This is a genomic window from Photobacterium leiognathi, from assembly GCF_030685535.1.
Lineage (GTDB): Bacteria > Pseudomonadota > Gammaproteobacteria > Enterobacterales > Vibrionaceae > Photobacterium > Photobacterium leiognathi.
This window is the reverse complement of the sequence record NZ_CP131601.1, coordinates 122221-143934: the sequence shown is the minus strand read 5'-3', so window position 1 is coordinate 143934 and position 21714 is coordinate 122221. Positions and strand designations below refer to the sequence as shown.

General features: G+C 44.1%; 21 protein-coding genes and 1 pseudogene. 6 read left to right on the top strand and 16 right to left on the bottom strand.

What is annotated here, in order from left to right; translation table 11 throughout:
• Positions 1-25 precede the first annotated feature (25 nt).
• Together envZ and ompR are read right to left on the bottom strand one after the other, a co-directional pair.
• Positions 26-1360 (bottom strand): two-component system sensor histidine kinase EnvZ, encoded by a 1335-nt coding sequence (gene envZ / locus Q7674_RS07490; RefSeq protein ID WP_008988193.1) that lies wholly within the window; start codon positions 1358-1360, stop codon positions 26-28.
• Between the two features lie 3 nt (positions 1361-1363).
• The gene (gene ompR / locus Q7674_RS07485) at positions 1364-2083 is read right to left on the bottom strand and encodes an osmolarity response regulator transcription factor OmpR (RefSeq protein WP_008988194.1); all 720 of its coding nucleotides are present in this window, start codon (positions 2081-2083) and stop codon (positions 1364-1366) included.
• 364 nt (positions 2084-2447) lie between these two features.
• Between ompR and greB the strand changes: the two genes are divergently transcribed.
• Positions 2448-2930: a transcription elongation factor GreB gene (gene greB, locus Q7674_RS07480; protein ID WP_023933863.1), complete on the top strand. Its 483-nt coding sequence runs from the start codon at positions 2448-2450 to the stop codon at positions 2928-2930.
• 166 nt (positions 2931-3096) lie between these two features.
• On the top strand, positions 3097-5415 hold the full coding sequence (locus Q7674_RS07475) for a Tex family protein (RefSeq protein ID WP_045063357.1): 2319 nt from the start codon (positions 3097-3099) through the stop codon (positions 5413-5415).
• Between the two features lie 67 nt (positions 5416-5482).
• Here Q7674_RS07475 and Q7674_RS07470 read toward each other — a convergent pair whose 3' ends face one another.
• Complete coding sequence (locus Q7674_RS07470; protein WP_045063358.1) at positions 5483-5941, bottom strand: hypothetical protein; 459 nt, start codon at positions 5939-5941, stop codon at positions 5483-5485.
• A 64-nt stretch (positions 5942-6005) separates the two neighbouring features.
• Entirely contained in the window at positions 6006-6785 is a 780-nt protein-coding gene (gene bioH, locus Q7674_RS07465; protein WP_045063360.1) for a pimeloyl-ACP methyl ester esterase BioH, read from the bottom strand.
• Between the two features lie 35 nt (positions 6786-6820).
• Here bioH and Q7674_RS07460 point away from each other — a divergent pair, with 35 nt between their 5' ends.
• The 3 genes from Q7674_RS07460 to Q7674_RS07450 all read left to right on the top strand — a co-directional run bounded on the left by Q7674_RS07460 (position 6821) and on the right by Q7674_RS07450 (position 9715).
• Positions 6821-7528, top strand: a complete 708-nt coding sequence (locus tag Q7674_RS07460; protein WP_305423438.1) for a ComFC family protein — start codon at positions 6821-6823, stop codon at positions 7526-7528.
• Positions 7529-7671: 143 nt separating this feature from the next.
• On the top strand, positions 7672-8250 hold the full coding sequence (gene nfuA, locus Q7674_RS07455; protein WP_008988200.1) for a Fe-S biogenesis protein NfuA: 579 nt from the start codon (positions 7672-7674) through the stop codon (positions 8248-8250).
• Between the two features lie 133 nt (positions 8251-8383).
• On the top strand, positions 8384-9715 hold the full coding sequence (locus Q7674_RS07450) for an IS4 family transposase (RefSeq protein ID WP_045066500.1): 1332 nt from the start codon (positions 8384-8386) through the stop codon (positions 9713-9715).
• A 55-nt stretch (positions 9716-9770) separates the two neighbouring features.
• Here Q7674_RS07450 and Q7674_RS07445 read toward each other — a convergent pair whose 3' ends face one another.
• The 6 genes from Q7674_RS07445 to Q7674_RS07420 form a co-directional block, all read right to left on the bottom strand.
• Positions 9771-10154: a 3D domain-containing protein gene (locus tag Q7674_RS07445; protein ID WP_008988201.1), complete on the bottom strand. Its 384-nt coding sequence runs from the start codon at positions 10152-10154 to the stop codon at positions 9771-9773.
• Positions 10155-10259: 105 nt separating this feature from the next.
• Positions 10260-11606, bottom strand: a complete 1347-nt coding sequence (gene dinF, locus Q7674_RS07440; RefSeq protein WP_045065989.1) for an MATE family efflux transporter DinF — start codon at positions 11604-11606, stop codon at positions 10260-10262.
• A 112-nt stretch (positions 11607-11718) separates the two neighbouring features.
• The gene (gene cyoE, locus Q7674_RS07435) at positions 11719-12636 is read right to left on the bottom strand and encodes a heme o synthase (protein WP_023933869.1); all 918 of its coding nucleotides are present in this window, start codon (positions 12634-12636) and stop codon (positions 11719-11721) included.
• On the bottom strand, positions 12629-13702 hold the full coding sequence (locus Q7674_RS07430; RefSeq protein ID WP_107229725.1) for a COX15/CtaA family protein: 1074 nt from the start codon (positions 13700-13702) through the stop codon (positions 12629-12631). Before Q7674_RS07430 ends, cyoE begins: the two co-directional genes overlap by 8 nt.
• 26 nt (positions 13703-13728) lie before the next feature.
• Positions 13729-14268 (bottom strand): redox-active disulfide-containing membrane protein, encoded by a 540-nt coding sequence (locus Q7674_RS07425; protein WP_045065991.1) that lies wholly within the window; start codon positions 14266-14268, stop codon positions 13729-13731.
• Positions 14268-14948, bottom strand: coding sequence for an SURF1 family protein (locus Q7674_RS07420; protein WP_305423433.1), 681 nt, complete (start codon positions 14946-14948; stop codon positions 14268-14270). Before Q7674_RS07420 ends, Q7674_RS07425 begins: the two co-directional genes overlap by 1 nt.
• 87 nt (positions 14949-15035) lie before the next feature.
• Here Q7674_RS07420 and Q7674_RS07415 point away from each other — a divergent pair, with 87 nt between their 5' ends.
• A complete protein-coding gene (locus tag Q7674_RS07415) occupies positions 15036-15242 on the top strand; it encodes a DUF2909 domain-containing protein (RefSeq protein WP_023933877.1) in 207 nt (68 codons plus the stop codon).
• Between the two features lie 6 nt (positions 15243-15248).
• Here Q7674_RS07415 and Q7674_RS07410 read toward each other — a convergent pair.
• The 6 genes and pseudogenes from Q7674_RS07410 to lexA all read right to left on the bottom strand — a co-directional run bounded on the left by Q7674_RS07410 (position 15249) and on the right by lexA (position 21387).
• Positions 15249-16145, bottom strand: a pseudogene (locus Q7674_RS07410) (cytochrome c oxidase subunit 3).
• Positions 16129-16698, bottom strand: coding sequence for a cytochrome c oxidase assembly protein (locus tag Q7674_RS07405; RefSeq protein WP_045065994.1), 570 nt, complete (start codon positions 16696-16698; stop codon positions 16129-16131). Before Q7674_RS07405 ends, Q7674_RS07410 begins: the two are co-directional and overlap by 17 nt.
• A gap of 8 nt (positions 16699-16706) precedes the next feature.
• Positions 16707-18326, bottom strand: a complete 1620-nt coding sequence (gene ctaD / locus Q7674_RS07400) for a cytochrome c oxidase subunit I (RefSeq protein ID WP_045068229.1) — start codon at positions 18324-18326, stop codon at positions 16707-16709.
• Positions 18327-18337: 11 nt separating this feature from the next.
• Positions 18338-19480 carry a cytochrome c oxidase subunit II gene (coxB, locus tag Q7674_RS07395; protein WP_305424116.1) on the bottom strand — a complete coding sequence of 381 codons (1143 nt, stop codon included), beginning with the start codon at positions 19478-19480 and terminating at the stop codon, positions 18338-18340.
• 347 nt (positions 19481-19827) lie between these two features.
• Positions 19828-20625, bottom strand: a complete 798-nt coding sequence (locus Q7674_RS07390; protein WP_045065997.1) for a class I SAM-dependent methyltransferase — start codon at positions 20623-20625, stop codon at positions 19828-19830.
• 141 nt (positions 20626-20766) lie between these two features.
• Positions 20767-21387 (bottom strand): transcriptional repressor LexA, encoded by a 621-nt coding sequence (lexA, locus tag Q7674_RS07385; protein ID WP_008988213.1) that lies wholly within the window; start codon positions 21385-21387, stop codon positions 20767-20769.
• Positions 21388-21714 lie beyond the last annotated feature (327 nt).

Here is a 21714-nt window from a genome sequence, read left to right as displayed (position 1 = left end):
GGGCTTTTCTCTATGCTGTGCAGGTTTACAGCTTCAGCTTATGTAGCGGTAAGGTTACTTCAACACGTAATCCACCTTCACTGCGGTTACGAACTAAAATCACCCCATCATGTTGATCCACAATTCGCTTCACAATCGCTAAACCTAAACCGGTTCCTTCCGCTTCACTGCCTCGGGCTGAATCACCGCGAGTTAACGGCTGGAACATTTTCGTCACCTGATCAGGCGCAATACCCGGACCATCATCTTCGACACAGAACCATGCGGATTTGCGATCTACCGATGCACCACTTGAGATTTTCACCCAACCATTACCATAGCGTTGTGCGTTCACCACAAGGTTCGCAACAGCACGTTTTAGCGCAACTGCATTGGCTGACACCGTACCTGGGATCTCACCTAATTGTTGCTCTATGGTTTTGCTGTATCCGCCTTCAGTATGCGCAACATCAAGCAGTAAGGTATTGAGATCTAACTCTTCTTCTTCCTGCTTCTTGGTCGATTTTAGATAATCCATAAACTGACTGATGATCGCATTACACTCTTCAGTGTCAGTGATCATCGATTCTGCTAAATAACTATCTTCAGGCGACATCATTTCTGTTGCTAAGCGAATACGGGTTAATGGCGTTCGTAAATCATGACTAACACCTGCCATTAACAATGCGCGATCTTCTTCTAGCTGCTTAATGCCCTGCGACATCTGATTAAATGCTTTGGTTACCGAGCGAATTTCCGATGCGCCTTGCTCCGGCAATTGAGGTGGTGTTTCCCCACGCCCTACCATTAATGCTGCTTGCTCAAGCTCCATCAACGGGCGGTTTTGGATCCGAATAAATAACCAGCCTCCAGCAATCACAAGAAAGGCTATGATCAGGCTATAGCGAAATAGCGGTGCAAAGTCTTCTTCTTGTAATTCTGATAGCGGTACTCGCATTAAGAAATTCGGCATTGCATCGGTTTTAAGCCACAAGACATAACTGTCAGCACCGAGCAGCAAACGAACATCGGTTGGCGAACCAAGATCTTTGGTCATCTGCTCACTGAGATAACCAATATGCATAGCATCATCGAAAGGTTTGGCGGCTTCACTATTAGGAGCAATTAAGGTTAACCCTAACTCTTCTAATAATTTGCGACGTAGAGGACGGTCAAGATGAACACATTGATCATCAGGCATAGCCAATTCATCATTAAGCATCAACTTCACTTCATAAGATAAGATACGGTTGAATTGCTGGATGCTTGGCAATAAGGCGTAATTGACGATGGTCAGATACGAAAAAATCTGGCTTGCGATAAGCAAGCCAGCCAGAAGAATTAACGTTCGACCAAATGTACTTTTTGGCGATAAACGCATGGCTTACGCCTCACGACCATCAGGAACGAATACGTAACCTAAGCCCCACACTGTTTGAATGTAGCGAGGACGGCTTGGATCTTCTTCTACCATACGACGTAGACGCGAGATCTGTACATCGATAGAACGCTCCATTGCAGAGTACTCACGACCGCGCGCCATATTCATTAGCTTGTCACGAGACATTGGCTCACGGGCATTGGTAACCAGTGCTTTCAATACTGCAAACTCGCCGGATGTCAGTGGCATTGGTACATCACCACGGAACATTTCGCGAGTGCCTAAGTTTAGGCGAAACTCGCCAAACTCAATCATCTTACTATCAACACTCGGTGCGCCCGGTGCTTCAATGGTTTGACGACGTAATACAGCACGAATACGTGCTAGCAACTCACGAGGATTAAATGGTTTTGGCAGATAATCATCTGCACCCACTTCAAGACCCACAATACGATCAACCTCATCGCCTTTTGCTGTTAGCATCAAAATAGGCAACATGTTATTCGCATTACGTAAGCGGCGACAAATTGATAAACCATCTTCACCTGGTAGCATTAAATCCAATACCATCAAGTGAAAAGTTTCGCGAGCTAATAAGCGATCCATTTGTTCGCCATTCGCTACACTTCGAACCTGAAATCCTTGCTCAGATAAATAACGTTCCAATAGTGCGCGTAAACGCATGTCATCATCAACAACCAGAACTTTGTAATTTTCTTGCATAATCCACCTTCAGCGGTCGAGGTCTTGAGCTTTTGCCGTAGTGTACGTCAGCTCACTGAACAGACTCAGAATTTCCTGCGTTTTTTTCAGGCAAATATGTAACAGAGTATGTATATGCGCTTTATGCGCTAGATACGCGTTTTAGTCAATTAAGTAATCATAAAATCGCTAAAATGATGTGAAAACTAGGGTTGCATCATGGATAAATATCACCTAAATGCCACAAGCACTTGTTACATCTTATTTTAATATCTTCATATTTTGAAACCAACCGCGACAATTTATTATTGCGCTTATTGACCCATAAGGATAAGCGTTAGATCATCGCCCTATTTCTCATTCACGTCATGTTATAAGGATAGCCATGAGAACCAACCTAGTGACACGTGAAGGTTACAATAAATTAAAACAAGAGCTCGACTTCTTATGGCGTGAAGAGCGCCCAGAAGTCACCAAGAAAGTCACATGGGCCGCGAGCCTAGGTGATAGATCAGAGAACGCCGATTACCAATACAATAAGAAACGCTTACGTGAAATCGACCGTCGAGTACGCTTTTTACGTAAACGTCTTGATGTATTAAAAGTGATTGATTACTCGCCGCAACAAGACGGCAAAGTGTTCTTTGGTGCATGGGTAGAAATTGAAAACGACGACGGCGATCAGAAAACATTTCGCATCGTTGGCCCTGACGAAATTTATGGTCGTAACGACTATATCTCGATTGATTCTCCAATGGCGCGTGCGCTGCTTAGTAAAGAAGTGGATGATGATATTGTCGTGACCACACCGCTTGGTAAAAAAGAATGGTTTATTAATGACATTCGCTACGACACCCATGCTGAGTAATTAACAATACCTCCTCACATTTATAGAAGCTGTCAGCGATGCTCGCAGCTTCTTTCTTTTGTGCTGTTTTTTCTGCTCACTGACACACTCTTAACACCTGCAAACTTGCTACCCTCACCGGGAAACGTAGAATGTAAGCTTAACGATAAACAAGAGATATCTACGGATGAGCAACTCTATCAATCAGCTGATTGCCAGCGAACTGAATGTTCGTAACGAACAAATCAATGCAGCAGTCACACTGCTCGATGATGGTAACACCGTGCCTTTTATTGCCCGTTACCGTAAAGAAGTTACAGGCGGATTGGATGACACCCAACTTCGTACTTTAGAATCACGCCTTGGTTACCTTCGTGAACTCGATGACCGTCGTCAAGTGATCCTAAAATCCATTACCGAACAAGGTAAAATGACCCCAGCGCTAGAAGCTGAAATCAAGAGTGCAGACAGCAAAACGCGCCTTGAAGATCTTTACTTGCCTTACAAGCCTAAGCGCCGCACTAAAGGTCAAATTGCCATTGAAGCCGGTATTGAGCCACTGGCGGATCTGCTTTGGAGCCAACCAGATAACAACCCAGAGCAAACTGCCGAACAATTCTTAAATCCAGAACAAGGCTTTGCAGATACCAAAGCGGTACTTGATGGTGCTCGTGCCATTTTAATGGAGCGCTTTGCTGAAGACGCTGCACTACTTGAGAAAATCCGTCGCCATTTAACGAGCCAAGCAGAGCTAACTTCTCGTGTGGTTGAAGGCAAAGAGCATGACGGCGCGAAATTTAAAGATTACTTTGAATACAACGAGCCACTAAAAAACATTCCATCGCACCGTGCCCTCGCACTGTTCCGTGGTCGTAACGAAGGCTTCTTACAATTAGCCCTTAATGCCGACCCAAGCCAAGAAGAAGGTGTGCGTGGCTCTTACTGTGAAGTCATTATCGCCGATCATTACGGTGTGAAACTGGGTACGGCTGCAGCCGATCTATGGCGCAAACAAGTCATTAGCTGGGCATGGCGCATTAAGATCTTAATGCACATGGAAACCGAGCTAATGAGTGCCCTACGTGAAAAAGCCGAAGATGGCGCAATGCAGGTTTTCGCTGATAACTTAAAAGATCTGTTAATGGCAGCGCCTGCGGGTCCTCGCGTCACTCTTGCACTTGACCCAGGTTTACGTACGGGTAGCAAGATTGCTGTTGTCGATGAAACCGGTAAGTTACTTGATACCGCGACTATCTACCCACACCAACCACACAACAAAATTGCTGAATCAAGCAAAGTGGTTTTAGCCTTCATTGCGAAATACAACGTCAGCTTAATTGCGATTGGTAACGGCACTGCTTCACGTGAAACAGATGCGTTTGTCGCCAAGCTACTTAAAGATAATAACCTAAAAGTGCAAAGTGTCATGGTGAGCGAAGCGGGTGCTTCTGTGTACTCAGCATCAGAACTTGCCGCTAACGAGTTCCCTAACCTAGACGTATCTATTCGTGGTGCGGTGTCTATCGGTCGTCGTCTACAAGATCCACTGGCAGAGCTTGTGAAGATTGATCCTAAGTCTATCGGTGTGGGCCAATACCAACACGATGTTAGCCAAAGTATGCTCGCTAAACGTCTAGATGCAGTGGTTGAAGACTGTGTAAACGCTGTTGGTGTGGATGTGAATACAGCATCAGCTGCACTACTGGCACGCGTAGCAGGTTTAAACGCAACCATTGCACAGAACATCGTAAACTACCGTGATGAAAACGGTCGCTTTGATGCGCGAACAGCACTTAAAAAAGTAGCGCGCTTAGGGCCTAAAGCCTTTGAGCAGTGTGCTGGTTTCTTACGTATCATGAACGGCAAAAACCCTCTTGATAGCTCTGCGGTTCACCCAGAATCTTATGCGGTGGTTAAAGCGATTTCTGCGGCAAACAACAAGCCTGTGGATGCCATCATTGGTAACACCGACTTTCTGCGTAGCCTGAAAGCTGCTGACTACACAGATGCTGATTTCGGTTTACCAACCGTGACCGACATCATTAGCGAGCTTGATAAGCCAGGTCGTGACCCTCGTCCTGAGTTTAAAACCGCGACCTTTGCTGAAGGCGTTAATGAAGTCAAAGATCTGATCCCAGGCATGGTGCTAGAAGGTGTGATCACTAACGTGACGAACTTCGGTGCTTTTGTCGATGTCGGTGTGCACCAAGATGGCTTAGTCCATATTTCTGCGCTATCGGATAAGTTTGTTTCCGACCCACGTGAAGTGGTTAAAGCGGGTGATATTGTTAAAGTTAAAGTGATGGAAGTGGATTTACAGCGCAAGCGTATTGGTATGTCGATGCGTCTGTCTGATGAACCAGGTCAAGAAAAGCCAGCGCGTCAACCTCGTGATAATGCGCAACGCCCTACTCGCCAATCACAACCAACACGTCAACGTGATAACGGTAATGCTGCAATGGGCGGTGCGTTTGCAGCAGCCTTTGCTAATGCTAAGAAAAAATAAGTAGACACCTTATTTATAAACGAAAAAGCCAGACGTGATGTCTGGCTTTGTTTTATCTGGCGGAAAATCAAATCACCTGCAAATATTCCGTCGGTGGGTTCGGCACACTAGCTTGAGCATACTTAAACGCGACGACACCTTTAGTTCGCTCGTTTTGATTAATTCTATCTAACTGCTCAAGCAACTCTCGCGGCAATTTGATGTGCATGCTATAGCCAAGCGCACTGTCTTTATCGAGATAGTTACTGGCAGATAACATCTCAATAAAGCGGGCTATATCGTCTTGATAGCCCTTTAATATCTCATCTTCTTGCTGATCGTAAGTGGGATGCTCACTCGGATCCCAGCTTGGCTTTTTAAGTTGCTTCTCTTCACTTGAGAGCGGCTTTTCACCTGCCGCGGCACTGCTTTGGGTTAACGGCACAATTTTTTCTCGCACTCGGTTATCCCGCGCAACTTGATCCGTTGGCGGATTGACCGTGGTTGCTAATGGCGCGCCACCAGCTTGTAGAGGAGAAATATTCATTATGCTGTTACATCATCAACGTAAACACCAAGTGGTTATTATTTAATCATAACGATAATTCAGCTTATCCAACAGACTCTTTGCAAATAAATTGATGAACCACTGAAATAAATTCCTCGGAATGAGAAATAAACGGCGCATGTGACGCAGACTGAAAAATATAGCTTGATGACTGTGGACATAGCTTAGTTATCACAACCTCTGTTTTAATGGGCACTAACCCATCTAAACGCCCGTACATACGAAGCCAAGGTTGCGTCAGTTGTGATAGCTCTTCACGCTGATCAACGGTTTCTAATAACCGTAACCCTAATGCTAACGCTGTTGGATCTGGCATAGGGCGTTCAAGTACTGCTTGCTTTAAATTCTTTATATCTTGGCGTGCGGTTGGGCTTCCCATCGCTTGCAGTGCCAAGAAGCGTTCAACCGTTAAGGTAAAATCAGACGCTAACTGTGACTGGAAGTTGATGAGTACATCCGGTTTGATCCCTCGCCATCCCTCTCGTGCCATAAAGCTAGGTGAACTGGCTAAGGTAATTAACTGCGTTACACGTTCAGGTGCCATCAGCGCCGCTTGTGTTGCCACTAAACCACCGAGAGACCAACCTAACCACGTTGCTTGCAAAGGTGCTTGCGCTAATACCGCTTGGGTAATTTCAACCAATGACTCCGCACTAACCTCACCACTATTGCCGTAACCCGGTAAGTCACACCAATGCACCGTGAAGTGCTCTGCTAAGGCAGGGATCACATCTTGCCATACCGCACCATTCATTCCCCAGCCATGAATGAGAACCAGATCCGAGCCTTGACCTTTACTGTGCCAATCAAGCATTACCGCCATTACACTTCCTTATTCGGTTTTTTGAGGTTTTGTTTATGATGCCAAAAAACATCACAGCTTGGCTATCTCGCACCAGCCGTAAACTGTTATTTCGCCACTGTAGCTTATGTCAGTTACCACTTGAGCCCAATGATGACTATTGGTGCCAGCATTGCCTCAACCATTTCCCCTCATCACCTTACTGTCATCGCTGTGGCACCAGCACTTTTCAAAATGTGGAGTATTGCGGTTTGTGCTTAGCCGAGCCACCTCCTTGGCATCGACTTTACCGTTTAGGTGAATATCAACCGCCACTACAGCAACTCATTAGCCAGTATAAATTTGGAAAAAAGTTTTGGCTGGTAAAGCCATTAGCGCGGCAACTCGCCAAACAGATCGCAGAGCCTGCCCCGTTATTACTACCCGTTCCACTTCATCGCAGGCGTTACTGGCAACGCGGTTTTAATCAAAGCCACTATCTTGCTCTCGTACTTGCCAAAGAGCTCGGTAGTGACGTTAACCATCATGTTTTAAAGCGACGTCGTCATACTCCAGCGCAAAAAGCGCTGACCAAACAGCAACGAAAAAGTAATCTTGCTAATGCGTTTTCGATTCAAGATATCGCGCTACCCGAGCATGTCGCGATTGTTGATGATGTGGTAACAACAGGCACAACAGTCAGTTTGCTTACTCAACTGTTACTACGCAAAGGGGTCAAGAAAATCGATATCATTGCTGTCTGCCATACAGAAAAGCCTATGTAGCCATCACTTATAACAAAAAAGTCGCGCATTCTGGTGCAAAACGTGGTCAAATTAAAAATGCTAATATTAAGGGATGATAGAACGTCTCTCTAAGAGTAGAATAGAGAAAACTTACTAAATAGGTCAGGTATTACGTCGTGTCAATGATCACTATTTCTGAAAGCGCTCAACAGCACTTCGGCAAGCTTCTTGCCCAACAGCCTGAGGGCACTAATATCCGTGTTTTTGTTGTAAACCCTGGCACACAAAGTGCTGAGTGTGGCGTATCCTACTGCCCACCAGAAGCGGTTGAAGCAAGTGACACTGAAATTAAACTAGAACTATTTTCTGCCTTTATTGATGAGCTAAGCCTGCCATTTCTAGCAGATGCAGAAATCGATTTTGTTACTGACAAAATGGGCTCTCAACTTACGCTTAAAGCACCAAATGCAAAAGTGCGTAAAGTGGCTGACGATGCACCACTAATGGAGCGCGTAGATTACGTGATCCAAACTCAAGTTAACCCACAACTTGCAGGCCACGGTGGTCACGTATCACTGTCTGAAATCACTGAAGATGGTGTTGCTATCTTACAATTCGGTGGTGGTTGTAACGGTTGTTCAATGGTAGATGTCACGCTAAAAGAAGGCATCGAGAAAGAGCTACTAGCACAATTTGAAGGTGAGCTAACTGGTGTTCGTGATATTACCGATCACGCCCGTGGTGAGCACTCTTACTACTAATCCAACGCTGAATAGTAGACATCAAAAAGCCGCATCTCTGTGCTAACACCTATCACTTAAGAAATTGATTGGTTGCACGATCTTTCAGATAGTTAAAAATACCCTCAGTTTTGCAAAACTGGGGGTATTTTTTATGTTGTCACATTGGCTCATTGATGTAGATGCGTTTGCAGCACCAGAATCACTCTCATTATTTCAAAGAGACTTACCTCTTGAGTGGATTCAACAAGCATTAGATGAAACCAATAAGGCCAGTATACGCAGACGAAAATTACCTGCGGAATTGGTTGTTTGGTTAATCGTTGGAATTGGCCTATATCGTAATAGATCGATAACCGATGTCTTGAATAAACTTGATTTGCAATTATCGCGATCACAAGGTGATTCTATTGCACCAAGTGCTATCCCTCAGGCGCGAAAACGATTGACAGCACAGCCTCTAAAAGCACTTTTCTCACTCACTGCCAAATATTGGACGAAAGCCGAAGATAGCGGAGACACATGGAAAGGCTTACGCCTTTTCTCTGTCGATGGAACTCAATTTAGAAGTCATGATACTCCAGAATTAGCGAGTCACTTTCAGTATGTCAAACACGGTAAGATACAGCATACAGAATACCCTATCGTCAGGTTATGTGCTTTATGCTCCCTTCGTAGTCGATTAATACACAACGTAGCATTTGGTCCCAGCAATATTGGTGAAGAGAACTATGCTAAACAGCTTATATCCTCAATAACGCCAGATTCTTTAACTATTTTTGACCGATGTTATCTTGGCGCCGAGTTGATGATTAATTGGCAACGTCAGCATGATTCGAGTCATTGGATGACTCCAATTAAATCAAATACGCGATATACCGTCATTAAGCAGCTTGATGAAGCAGGACGAGATTTGATTGTAGAAATGGATGTATCCAAATATGCAAGAGCTAAAGACCCAAGCCTTCCTGAAAAATGGCAAGCTCGATTAGTGCTTTATCCAGAAAAAACTCAAAAATATCATATCCAAGGGCTTCTTACTTCCTTAGTTGGTGAGCATTATAGCTATCAAGCTTTGCTTGATGTTTATTTCGAACGTTGGGAGATAGAAAACAGTTATGGTGAAATAAAACATGACATGCTTGAAGATGAAATATTATTGCGTAGTCAATCAGTAGAAGGTATTGAGCAAGAAATATGGGGAATATTGATAGCTTATAATCTTGTTCGCTTAGAAATAAGTAGAATAGCGGCAGAAGCGAATGTTTCACCATTACGGATAAGTTTTATGATGGCGTTAAGAGATATTCAAGATGAATTAATGTGGTGTGCCATCGCTTCGCCAGGTTCAATTCCTCAAAAACTGAGAGCAATGAGAAAACAAGTAAAGCGTTACATATTACCTGAAAGAAAAAAACGGCCCAAGCAGAGAGCCGTTCGTATCAATAAAACTCGTTATCCAGTTCGTTCCAAACACCTTAAGTGATAGGTGTTAGCATCTCTGTGCGGCTTTTTAGTCTCTACGAAGAAGCATTTGAATTTTACAATAAGGTTAACGTCACTTTTCGGCGTCCCCAGCGCTTAGCAGCGCGGATATCTTTACCCATGTAAATATCAATCTTGTTACGCCAACGATGATGCATTTTATCTAACACCACATATTCGCCAGGTAAGCCCGATATCTTTACTTTGCTTCCTCGTTTTAATCCTTTACGCAGTAAATCACGTGATACTGCGATCGCTTTCATCCCTGGTTTTAACCTATCTCCCCACGCAGCAATGCTAGGGTTTGAGTTTGTCTGTGCCCTAACAGAGTTATACGCTGTAGCTGTCACATGCATTTTTTTAGGCTTTGCAGCATAACTGCTCACGCTAAACATCAACGCAATAGTCAGTAAGAAATAAGCAAGAATATTCTTTTTCATATCCATCACCCGGCTAAAAAGTGCTCGCATTTTAACCAGAACAGATAGGGAATTAACAGCATTTTTTGCTTAAATTTAATACAAAAATGACATATTCAATCTAACTTACTGTTTTACAGCAGGAGATAAAAAAATATTTTTTCTCCACTGATAACCGAAAACTATCGCTAAAGTGACACCACGTAGAGCCATAAATCCTAACATCGCCGCCCATAATGCATGGTTGCCATAGCTATCTAATAGCCACCAAATAGCAAAGAAACCGCAGGTAGCGATAAACATACTATTACGCATCGCACGGCCACGTGTTGCACCAACAAAGATCCCATCAAGTAAGAAACACCACATAGCCACTAACGGTACTGCTGCAAGCCATGGCAAATAAATATCAGCTTCAGCTTGAACTGCGGGCAGATCGGAGATCAAACTGACAATACGATCCCCTGCTAAAGAAAATACCAATGTCAGTATCACCGAGATGATAAAACTCCAAAACGTTGTGGTAATTAAATAGCGTTCAAGCTGATCGCGATTGTTTGCACCTACCGCTTTACCAACGAGTGCTTCCATCGCATATGCAAAACCATCCATTGCATAAGACACTAACATTAGAAAGCTCATCAACACCGCATTCGCTGCCACCACGTTATCGCCTAACGTTGCGCCTTGGAATGTCATGAAAGTAAAGGTGGCTTGCAAACATAAACTACGCAGAAAGATATCGCGATTCAGTTTAAGTAGTCGTCCCATACCATGACGTACTGTACTGATCTTTTCTTTTAATGAAGGCAAGGCATGCGCTAACCACTGACGAGAAACAAACCATAAACCCAGCAACATGCCACTGTAATCCGCAAGAACAGAAGCCGCGGCAGCACCTTGAACTTTCCAGCCAAAACCCAACACAAACAGTACATCTAAAACAATGTTGACAAGGTTAGTAACAATGAGCAGCCACATTGGCAACTTGGCGTTTTGCGCTCCCAGCAACCACCCCATAATAACGAAGTTCGCCAGTGCCGCAGGTGCACCCCAAATACGAATAGAGAAATATTGCTCAGCGTAAACTTTGACTTCGCTGCTAGCATCACTGAAATGGAAAATCATACTGCTAACAGGCTGATGCAGTGCAATAAGAAGGAAGGCAAATAACCATGCCAGCGCGATCCCTTGGACAAAAATCGCCGCTTGCGCATGCTTATCTTTACTACCAAAAGCTTGGGCGGTGATCCCAGTGGTCGCCATGCGTAGAAAGCCTAACAGCCAAAACGTCACATTGATCATCGTGCCACCAACAGCAACGCCACCGAGATACCATGACTTATCGAGGTGCCCTATCACCGCAGCATCCACCAGCCCTAATAACGGTACGGTAATATTGGAAAGCACCATCGGCAAGGCTAGTGCAAACACCTGATAATGTAATGATTTGTCTTTTAATGCTGTTAGCACGTACTACCTCTATCGCAATAAAACGGGTTAAACAGCGTGATAGTTTAACCAGATGATAGAGGCGGCAACAGCCTTATGTTTTTTAAAACTAAAGAGCTATGACTAAGATGCATTAACCATATAACGGCAATAACCAGTGATCAGCTAATAGCACCACAAACAAAGCAAGTAAGTGCCAGATAGAATATTTAAAGGTTGCCCAAGCATGTCCTTCACTGTCGGCAAATTTTAGCTTCAATGCATAAGCTATAAAGCCAAGGTTGAGTGCGCTACTACCAACCAAATACAACCAACCACTCATACCAGTTAACCAAGGTAGCAATCCAACCGCAAATAAGATCAGGGTATAGAGCAACACCATGGTTTTGGTGTATTCGATACCATGGGTAACAGGCAGCATTGGAATGCCCGCTTTAGCATAGTCATCACGACGATGGATCGCTAATGCCCAAAAATGAGGTGGGGTCCACGCAAAGACTAACATCACTAAGAGAAATGCATGAGGATCGAGCTGACCTGTCACTGCGGTCCAGCCCAACAGTGGTGGTGCAGCTCCAGCTAGGCCACCAATCACAATATTTTGTGGCGTTGCGTGTTTTAACCACACGGTATAAATCAGCGCATAACCGACTAAACTTGCCATTGTCAGCCACGCCGTTAAGGCATTAAGCATCATCAATAACGCAAAACCGATCAGCATTAAACTGATCGCAAAGACCACAGCTTTCCATGTTTCAACTCGTCCTTTCGCTAATGGTCGATGATAAGTACGTGCCATTTGAGCATCAAAACGGCGATCTAATACATGGTTAAACGCTGCTGCTGCCGCTGACTGTAAACCGATCCCAGCTAAACCTAAAATCACTGCATCAGCAGGTGGAATACCTTGTACAGCAAGGCACATTCCCACTAATGCTGTTAGTAGTAGCATCGCTACCACTTTAGGTTTGGTCATAGTGAGATAATCACGCCATAGTGCAACCGACGGTGCTCGTGTTCGACGAGCATGAAGGAGTTCGGATTTAGCCATGAGTACTGCTCTCCGATGCAAAATACTTCATTTCTAACGAGCAACGACAATCGCAAACAAGGCGATAACAGGTCGTTACTAACGCTATCAGTAATAACAATCCAACTAGGTTATGCGTTACCGCTACCGATAACGGTAAGCTAGCTACCACATTGATAACACCTAATGTCACTTGTAACGATAAAAAGGCGATGAGCCATAAGCTATAACATCGTAATGGTGGCTTAAGCCAAAGTAATACAGCCAACATCAATACAGAAACTGACGCAATCATCGCTCCGATACGATGTGCAACATGGATCGACACTCGCTGCGCATAATCTAATACTCCATATTCATAACTGCTGTGCGGTGGCTGTATTAGTTCAAACGCACTGGCTTGGAAATCCCCTTGCCAATCGCCTTCACAAATCGGTAATTGAGTACAAACCACAGCGGCATAGTTGGCGGCGGTCCATCCTCCTAAAGCGATTTGCCCTATCACGATGAGCAACGCAGCAATAGCTAATGTTCTTAAGCTGATCAAATACTTAGGCGATAATGATAAATTGGGTGTGAAGCCGTGATGATAAAATAAAGGCTTAGGTTGAATACGCAACCTTAGAAGCCATAGCAGTGACACTGTCGTAAAACCTCCGAGCAAATGCCCCATCACCACTACTGGCATTAATTGCATAGTAACCGTCCACATTCCCAGTAAGGCTTGAAAGCACACCGCCATCAATAACAGACTGGGCAAGAGTTTTGGACGACCTTCTCGACACCACGCCATCACCGCAATAGCAAGGATCAATAGACCAAGACTCCCAGCAATGTAGCGATGGATCATCTCATTCCATGCTTTAATTGGTTCAATCGGGGTTTCTGGATAGGCAGCCTGCGCGGTTTGCAACTCAGCTTGCGTTTGTGGCACAGATAGAAATCCATAGCATCCCGGCCAATCAGGACAACCTAATCCAGCATCTGTTAATCGGGTATAAGCACCTAGCCCCACCACAAACAATGACAGAATAAAGGCGCCAGTAACTAAGAAGTAAAACGGTTTATCTTTTTGTGTTTTATGCATAATCACTCCCCGCTATATCTCGTTAGCTAGCCAATTTTCGACACTTTTAGCAGCCTTTTTAGATCTTTTAAGATATCTTTCCCTTGCGTAAGAATCGCTTGTTGTTCGGTTGCCAATGGATAAGCCATCATCACATTGCCATGAGGATCGGCAATATAAACAGCATTAAAGCCATACTCTGAGTTTTCAAATGGATGAAGCTCGCTATCATCACTGTTATAGCGCTCAATGCCTGTTAATGATTGCGGTGTCGGTAAAGCCTGATTTTGTGGCGCAACTAACAACACGCTTTTAACCCGATCTTGATAGGCACCCACCGCTACCGGGATCTGCTGTAAATGAAACAATGCCCCTTCACATCCTTCATCACACTGCTGAGGTAACCAATAAATAAGCTGCCAAGTCTCAGGTTTTGCTAGCCACTGTGCGCTGATCGGCGGGGTTAGCAACTCCCCTCTATTTGTCACTCCTCCGGTGTACCAGTTTTGATTTAATATGACTTTCGCAAGCACTATAGGCAGTAGAAACATCACGCCTAATAACACCAATACCTGATATTTTTTCATTAGTCGCTCTCCCTTAATAACCACCATCCCGCCATCCCAAGTACCGCAAATGCCATCACAAACCATTGCATGGCATAGCCATAATGCTTATCTGCTTTCATCACCACTGGTTGCCAATTTTGCTTAAGTGCAACGGGGTTTGTTGCTGAGATCTGAATTACCCAAGTCGGTAAATTGCGATCTAATACTGTTGCTAGCTCGGTTAACTCAATATTTTGTACTCGCAGTGACCACTGTGTTGGTGCGACCTCTTGCTTGAGTGTTAACAATGATGAGGCAGGAGCAATGATGCCAGTAATGGTTTGCTCCCCATGAACGTCAGGGATCACTGGTAACATTTCGCGATACGGAGGTGCAGCAAGCCACCCAAGGTTGACTAATAACCAGCGTTCTTGGGTTCTAAAAGGTAAGTAGAGGTGGTAACCGACTCGACCATTATTAAGTTGGTTATCCAATAAAATAGGGCGGCTATTATCAAACACACCAACCAATGACACCCTGTGCCATAGTGGTGCTGTGGGTAATAACGTGAGATCAGAAATAGCCGTACTTTCAGCGGTTTCTTCTACCTGTTGCTGTAATTTGAGTTTTTCAGCGCCTCGGCTTAATTGCCAAAAACCTAATTTTCCCAACATAGCGACAATGACGAAGGTAAAAACAACAAAAGCTATTTTTTGCATTGATTTTCCTCCATCCTTATTGGTTGAAACCGCTATCCTTAAATAAGCGTTTAATCTTTTATCAAACCCACCTTAAAAGGATGTTTTATGTTGATAAAAATACTACTCATTGGCTTATTGCTGGTGATCATCATTAGCCTGTTTAAGGCTCTCCCTGTCATGTTAAAAGGTCAGTCTTCTCGTCCTATGTCCCACTATTTAGGTTGGCGTATCGGACTCTCTGTACTTGCTTTTATTCTGATTGTCATAGCCCTATTAACGGGTGTTATTACCCCTAACCCTCGTCCGTATTAACTTGCATTAAATGATATAAACGAAGATAAATAGCCCTAGCCAGACCACATCAACAAAGTGCCAGTACCAAGCGCCTGCTTGAAATGCAAAATGATGTTTAGGAGTAAAATGTCCTTTTAAAATACGACACCAAACGATAAATAAGATGATCGCTCCTAAGGTGACGTGAACACCATGAAAACCCGTCAACATAAAGAAAGTGTTACCGTAAATCCCCGCATCTAAACGCAAGTTCATGTCTTCATAAGCATGGACATATTCCACTCCCTGTAAGTACACAAACACCACGCCCAACAATACCGTGAGCAATAGTAGCAACTTCAATCGAGAACGATTATTTTGCTCTAATGCGGTATGAGCAAAGTGCAGAGTAACCGATGATGTGAGCAGTAAAATGGTGTTATACAGCGGCAAACCAATCGGCCCCATAGCTTGGGTTTCCGTACCATCAGGGGTTTTAATTAATGACTACATGGCGACAAAGTCAGGCCATAACACCGCATTAGTCATAGCATTATTACTTGCACCACCGAGCCATGGCACCGCAATCATTCGGGCATAAAATAACGCGCCAAAGAAAGCCGCGAAGAACATCACCTCAGAGAAAATAAACCAGCTCATTCCTTGGCGAAACGAGCGATCCATCTGCGCACTATATAGTCCGCCCATAGACTCTCGAATCACATCACGGAACCAACCCACTAGCATCAATAAAATGAGTCCCACACCTGCCAGTAAAATCCAAGGACCTTGACCGCCAAACAGATCCCCGACCGTCGCGCCAGCACCTAGGGCTATAAGAAATAAGGCGATCGCCCCCACGATGGGCCATGCACTTTCATCAGGCACATAATATTTCGTTGTTGGCGGTAAGTTATCGGTTTCACTATAGGGCTTTGACATTATCCACCTCACTGTGTTGCTCAGCCGTTGGGTTATCCATGGCAACGTTAAATAGGGTGTAAGCTAACGTCAGTGTTTCTATCTCTTTCGGCAAGTCAGGATCGATATAGAACACCAACGGCAATTCTGCATTTTCACCACCCTCTAAAGGCTGATGGTTAAAACAAAAACATTCGATTTTATTGAAGTACTTCGCCGCTACACCCGGTGTTACAGAAGGCACAGCTTGCCCGATAGTGGCGACTTTAGTTAAGTTTTTCGCATCGTATTTGATGATTTTCGTCTCACCAGGGTGCACCGTGATTTGCTTTACCTGCGGGGTAAATTGCCATTTCACACCCGGATTAATATAAGCGACAAATTCCACTGTGACTTCTCGACTGGTATCAACCCGATCACTGGTTTCTGTTGGTGTCGTCGCTGTTTTTCCGTTGATCCCAGTGATATCGCAAAACACGTCATAAAGAGGCACTAATGCAAATGCAAAGCCAAACATGCCTATTGATGCAAAGATGAGTCCTAATAATGACCGACGCTTTTTCGGCTCACTCATAGTGCCTCCTAAGGATCTATCTTGGGTGGTGTCGAGAAGGTATGGTATGGCGCAGGTGACGGTACAGTCCATTCTAGCCCTTCAGCCCCTTCCCAAGGTTTCGCTGCCGCTTTCTCACCACCTCGAATACACTTGAACAGTACTGCTAAGAAAATAAGTTGGGATGCGCCAAATAAGAACCCACCAATACTGACCACTGCATTAATATCAGCAAATTGCAGTGCATAATCAGGAATACGGCGAGGCATACCTGCCAGCCCTAAGAAGTGCATTGGGAAGAAAAGAATGTTGACCGAAATCAGTGAGCACCAAAAATGCCATTTGGCTAGGCGCTCATCGAACATATGCCCTGTCCATTTAGGTAACCAGTAATAGGCTGCTGCCATAATCGAGAAAATCGCCCCCGATACCAGTACATAATGGAAGTGTGCTACCACAAAATAGGTGTCGTGATATTGGAAATCCGCTGGTGTGATCGCCAGCATCAATCCTGAAAAACCACCAATGGTGAACAAGACAATAAAGGCCAGCGCAAATAACATTGGCACTTCAAAGGTCAACGAACCCCGCCACATAGTAGCGACCCAGTTAAAGACTTTTACCCCTGTGGGCACCGAGATCAACATGGTGCAATACATGAAAAATAGCTCAGCAGCTACTGGCATACCAGTGGTAAACATATGGTGCGCCCAAACCAAAAAGCTAAGCCCAGCAATGGAAGCAGTGGCATACACCATCGAGCTATAACCAAAGAGTTTCTTACGCGAAAACGCAGGGATAATAGCCGAAATAATACCGAAACTCGGCAAAATCATGATGTACACTTCAGGGTGACCAAAGAACCAGAAAATATGCTGGAACATCACCGGATCACCACCACCAGCAGCATCAAAAAAGCTGGTACCAAAGTATTTATCGGTCAGTACCATGGTTACTGCCCCTGCAAGCACTGGCATCACCGCAATTAATAAAAATGCTGTGATCAACCATGTCCAAACAAACAGTGGCATTTTCATATATGTCATGCCCGGTGCACGCATATTTACAATGGTCACAACCACGTTAATCGCTCCCATGATGGAGCTTATCCCCATAATGTGAATGGCAAATACGAACAAGCCTGTACTGGCTGGACTGTAAGTGGTTGAAAGCGGTGCATAGAAAGTCCAACCAAAGTTAGGACCGCCCCCTTCCATAAAAAGAGATGCTAATAGCAAAGAAAACGCGAATGGTAAGATCCAAAAACTCCAGTTATTCATCCTTGGCAGTGCCATATCAGGTGCCCCAATCATCATTGGGATCATCCAGTTTGCAAGCCCAGTAAAGGCTGGCATCACCGCCCCAAACACCATGATCAAACCATGTACAGTTGTCATTTGATTAAAGAAGTTAGGCTCAACGAGCTGTAATCCAGGCTGGAATAACTCCGCGCGGATCACCATCGCCATTGCGCCACCAACAAAGAACATGGTTAAACTGAACAATAGATAAAGTGTGCCAATGTCTTTATGGTTAGTGGTAAACAGCCAGCGCTTTAACCCCTTTGCAGGTTGATGCTCATGATGATCCTGCTCCGTATCTATGTGTCCAGCAGCTACTTCGGCTTCTTGTCGCGACATATCCGTCATGCTCATACTCCTTATAATTGCTGGCCATTTTTAATTGCTTGCACTTCTGCAGCTTGAATCACTTCACCAGTATCATTACCCCACGCGTTACGCTCGTAAGTGATAACAGCAGCTAACTCCTTCAAACTTAGCTGAGGTCCAAACGCTTGCATTGCGGTACCATTTTTGCCGTGCACTACCACACTGATATGTTCAAGTTTACGCTTTGGATCGACCGAGACGCCTTCACTGGCGAGCGCTGGAAATGCCCCAGGAAGACCTTGACCATTAGCTTGGTGACACATTGCACATCGGGCAACATAGGTTTTCTCTCCTAAGGTCATTAGCTCATCCATGGTCATTTCCATATCCAGTAGTCGCTGCTCTTCTTCCTTAGCCTTACGCTGGGTGATCTTGATTTGTTGTAGCCATTCCTCGTATTCTGCTTGCGGTTTGGCAATCACCACAATCGGCATAAAGCCATGATCTTTTCCGCACAACTCGGCACATTGACCACGATAAATGCCGGGTTTATCTATCCGTGTCCATGCTTCATTAATAAAGCCGGGATTGGCATCTTTTTTCACGGCGAATGCAGGAACCCACCATGAGTGAATCACGTCTTGTGAAGTAATAAGAAAGCGAACTTTTTGCCCAACAGGAAGGACTAACGGATAATCCACCTCAAGTAAGTAGTTATCGCGTTTTTGACGCTGATTGCTGATCTGCTCGGCGCTAGTCGCAAGGTGGGAATAATATTCAACATCTTGATCGAAATAGCTGTAATGCCATTTCCATTGCGAGCCAGTAACCAAAATGGTGACATCAGATTTAGAGGTATCTTCCATTGCGATTAAGGTCTTGGTCGCAGGTACTGCCATCGCAATGAGAATGATAAAAGGGATCACCGTCCAGATAATTTCGACTTTAGTACTTTCATGAAACGAGGCTGGTTTCGCCCCTTTGGATTTTCGATGATGGAAAATCGCCCAAAACATCGCACCGAACACCACCACACCAATAGCGATACAAATGTAAAGAATGGTCATATGAAGACCATATACATCCTGACTTACCGCAGTCACGCCTGGCGTCATGTTCAATTGCAAGGTTTCTGCCATCACTGGCAGTGAGAAAAATACACCCGCACTTCCTGCGATCAATGAACGAATCATCACCTTGACCTCCCCTGTCATTCAAATATACAAAATGAACGATTTCTATGTGGCTCTGATGCTTCAACAGATCTTATTTTTTATCATCACCACTAATGACTTTGCTTTTATAATTTGAAGCATTTTTAAATAGCACATACCAACACATAAAAATGTCTCGATATATTTAACGTAGGCAGGATTTATGAATAACGCAAAGAATAAAAATCAGAAAGAAACTAACAACAAAGTAGATAAGATATTGAAATATAGAAACAAACAACCCCATCAATATTCGCATTACTAATATTAATGAGTTAGCTTATAAATGGATAACAAAAGGAAATAGCAATCGTTTTTTGAAATTTTTATAATTTCAAATGGACCAACACTGGAGTTAAGCGATATTTCATACTCGGCATCTTTGCGATCCAACGTTGCCAAGCTCGCCACCGTGGGCAAGCACGATCTAATGGGCTGTAGCAGTGAACTAATTCAGCCCAAGGTAACCAATTTAACACTTGCTGAGCAGGATAACGGTAGCCATGTTGATATTTACTGCACCCCATTTTTTTTGCAAGTGGGCTATGACAGAGATCACCAGCCACAACCACACAGATCTCGATATTGCTAAAACTACAGCCTATCTTTTGCAAAAATGTCGCTAATTGTTGTGAATCACAGCTTAATAATGCTTGATCGCACAATAACATCATTGAGGTATGCGTCATTTTAGGCAGTCGCTTCAACCAGTCCAGCTCTAATACTGAACCGGTTTTTAACGTGTAGCGATCGCTGCGATGAAATAGCTTTTCTCGCCACAATAGGTTTTCATCGGTATCTAACTCAAACCAACGGCAACGTCCGTTATCAAGGCGGTAAAATCGGGTATCGAGTCCTGCGCCAACATTGACGATTAACCCTTGAGGATGACGAGTGAGAAAATCCCTGACCTGATGATCACATTGTAGAGTCAGTGTCGCATGTAATAATTGGCGCTGAGGAACATCTTGATTGACGCAATCGGGCACGAGATAACACTGACGACAAGCCGCCGCCGCGACTGGATCATAAATTAATCCATCATCAGCAAGACTTTCACGACTGCGATACCAAAGTGGCTGAAGCAAATCTGAAGGAATTACATAGCGATCTACTTTCGTCATTATCATCCTCTCCTCACGGTTAAATAGATGATAATAGTTATCAGTTAGATTTGCAAAATTACCTTCGCGGTTTTTAGATAATAAAAAAGCGCAGCTTTCGCCACGCTTTTCTATTTCACTCAATCCGTCGTTCTTAAACCATCACATCCAATCGGCGTTGCGGATCACGCCAACGGCAATACCTTCAATGGTTAAGCTTTGGTGTTCTAAATCAACTTCAATCGGTGAAAACTCTTCGTTTTCCGCATGGAGCAAGACTTTAGAGCCTTTTTTATCAAGACGCTTAACTGTCACGTCGTCGTCAACACGAGCAACCACAACTTGACCGTTATGCACATCTTGGGTTTTATGCACAGCCAATAAATCGCCATCCATAATACCGATATTCTTCATACTCATGCCATTTACACGCAGTAAAAAGTCAGCACGAGGTTTAAATAACATAGGATCGACTTCGTAATGCGCTTCAACATGCTCTTGCGCTAAAATCGGTTCACCAGCAGCAACACGACCAATCAATGGTAGCCCTTGCTCTTCTGGCTCTTCCTCTGTTACCAATAGGCGAATACCACGTGAAGCCCCCGGAATGATTTCCAATACTTCTTTACGTGCTAACGCTTTTAAATGTTCTTCTGCCGCATTCGCTGAGCGAAAACCTAATTCACGTGCAATTTCCGCACGTGTTGGTGGCATACCAGTTTCATCTATCTTCGCTTTGATCAAATCAAAGACTTGTTGTTGGCGTAATGTCAACGGCTTCATGAGTCACCTGTCTTTTTATACAGTTCACTGTGAGTATATCCAGTGTTACGCCACATTAAAAGGCAATTGTTTACGAAAACACCAATTTGATCAGTTATTCAAAGCTATTTAACTTTGCATAACTAAATTATCCCAACACTATCGCAAAAAATAATAATTCGAGCATAATCAATTAGATTTTACTCACTGGTCGTGCCAGATTATTTTTTGCGCCGAGAATTGGCAAAAAATAGACCATAAAAGACCATAAATAATGATAATTTAAATGTTATCTGCCGTATTTTAGCAGCATGAAATCAATCATTTTCTGCTATCCTTGCGGCGCAT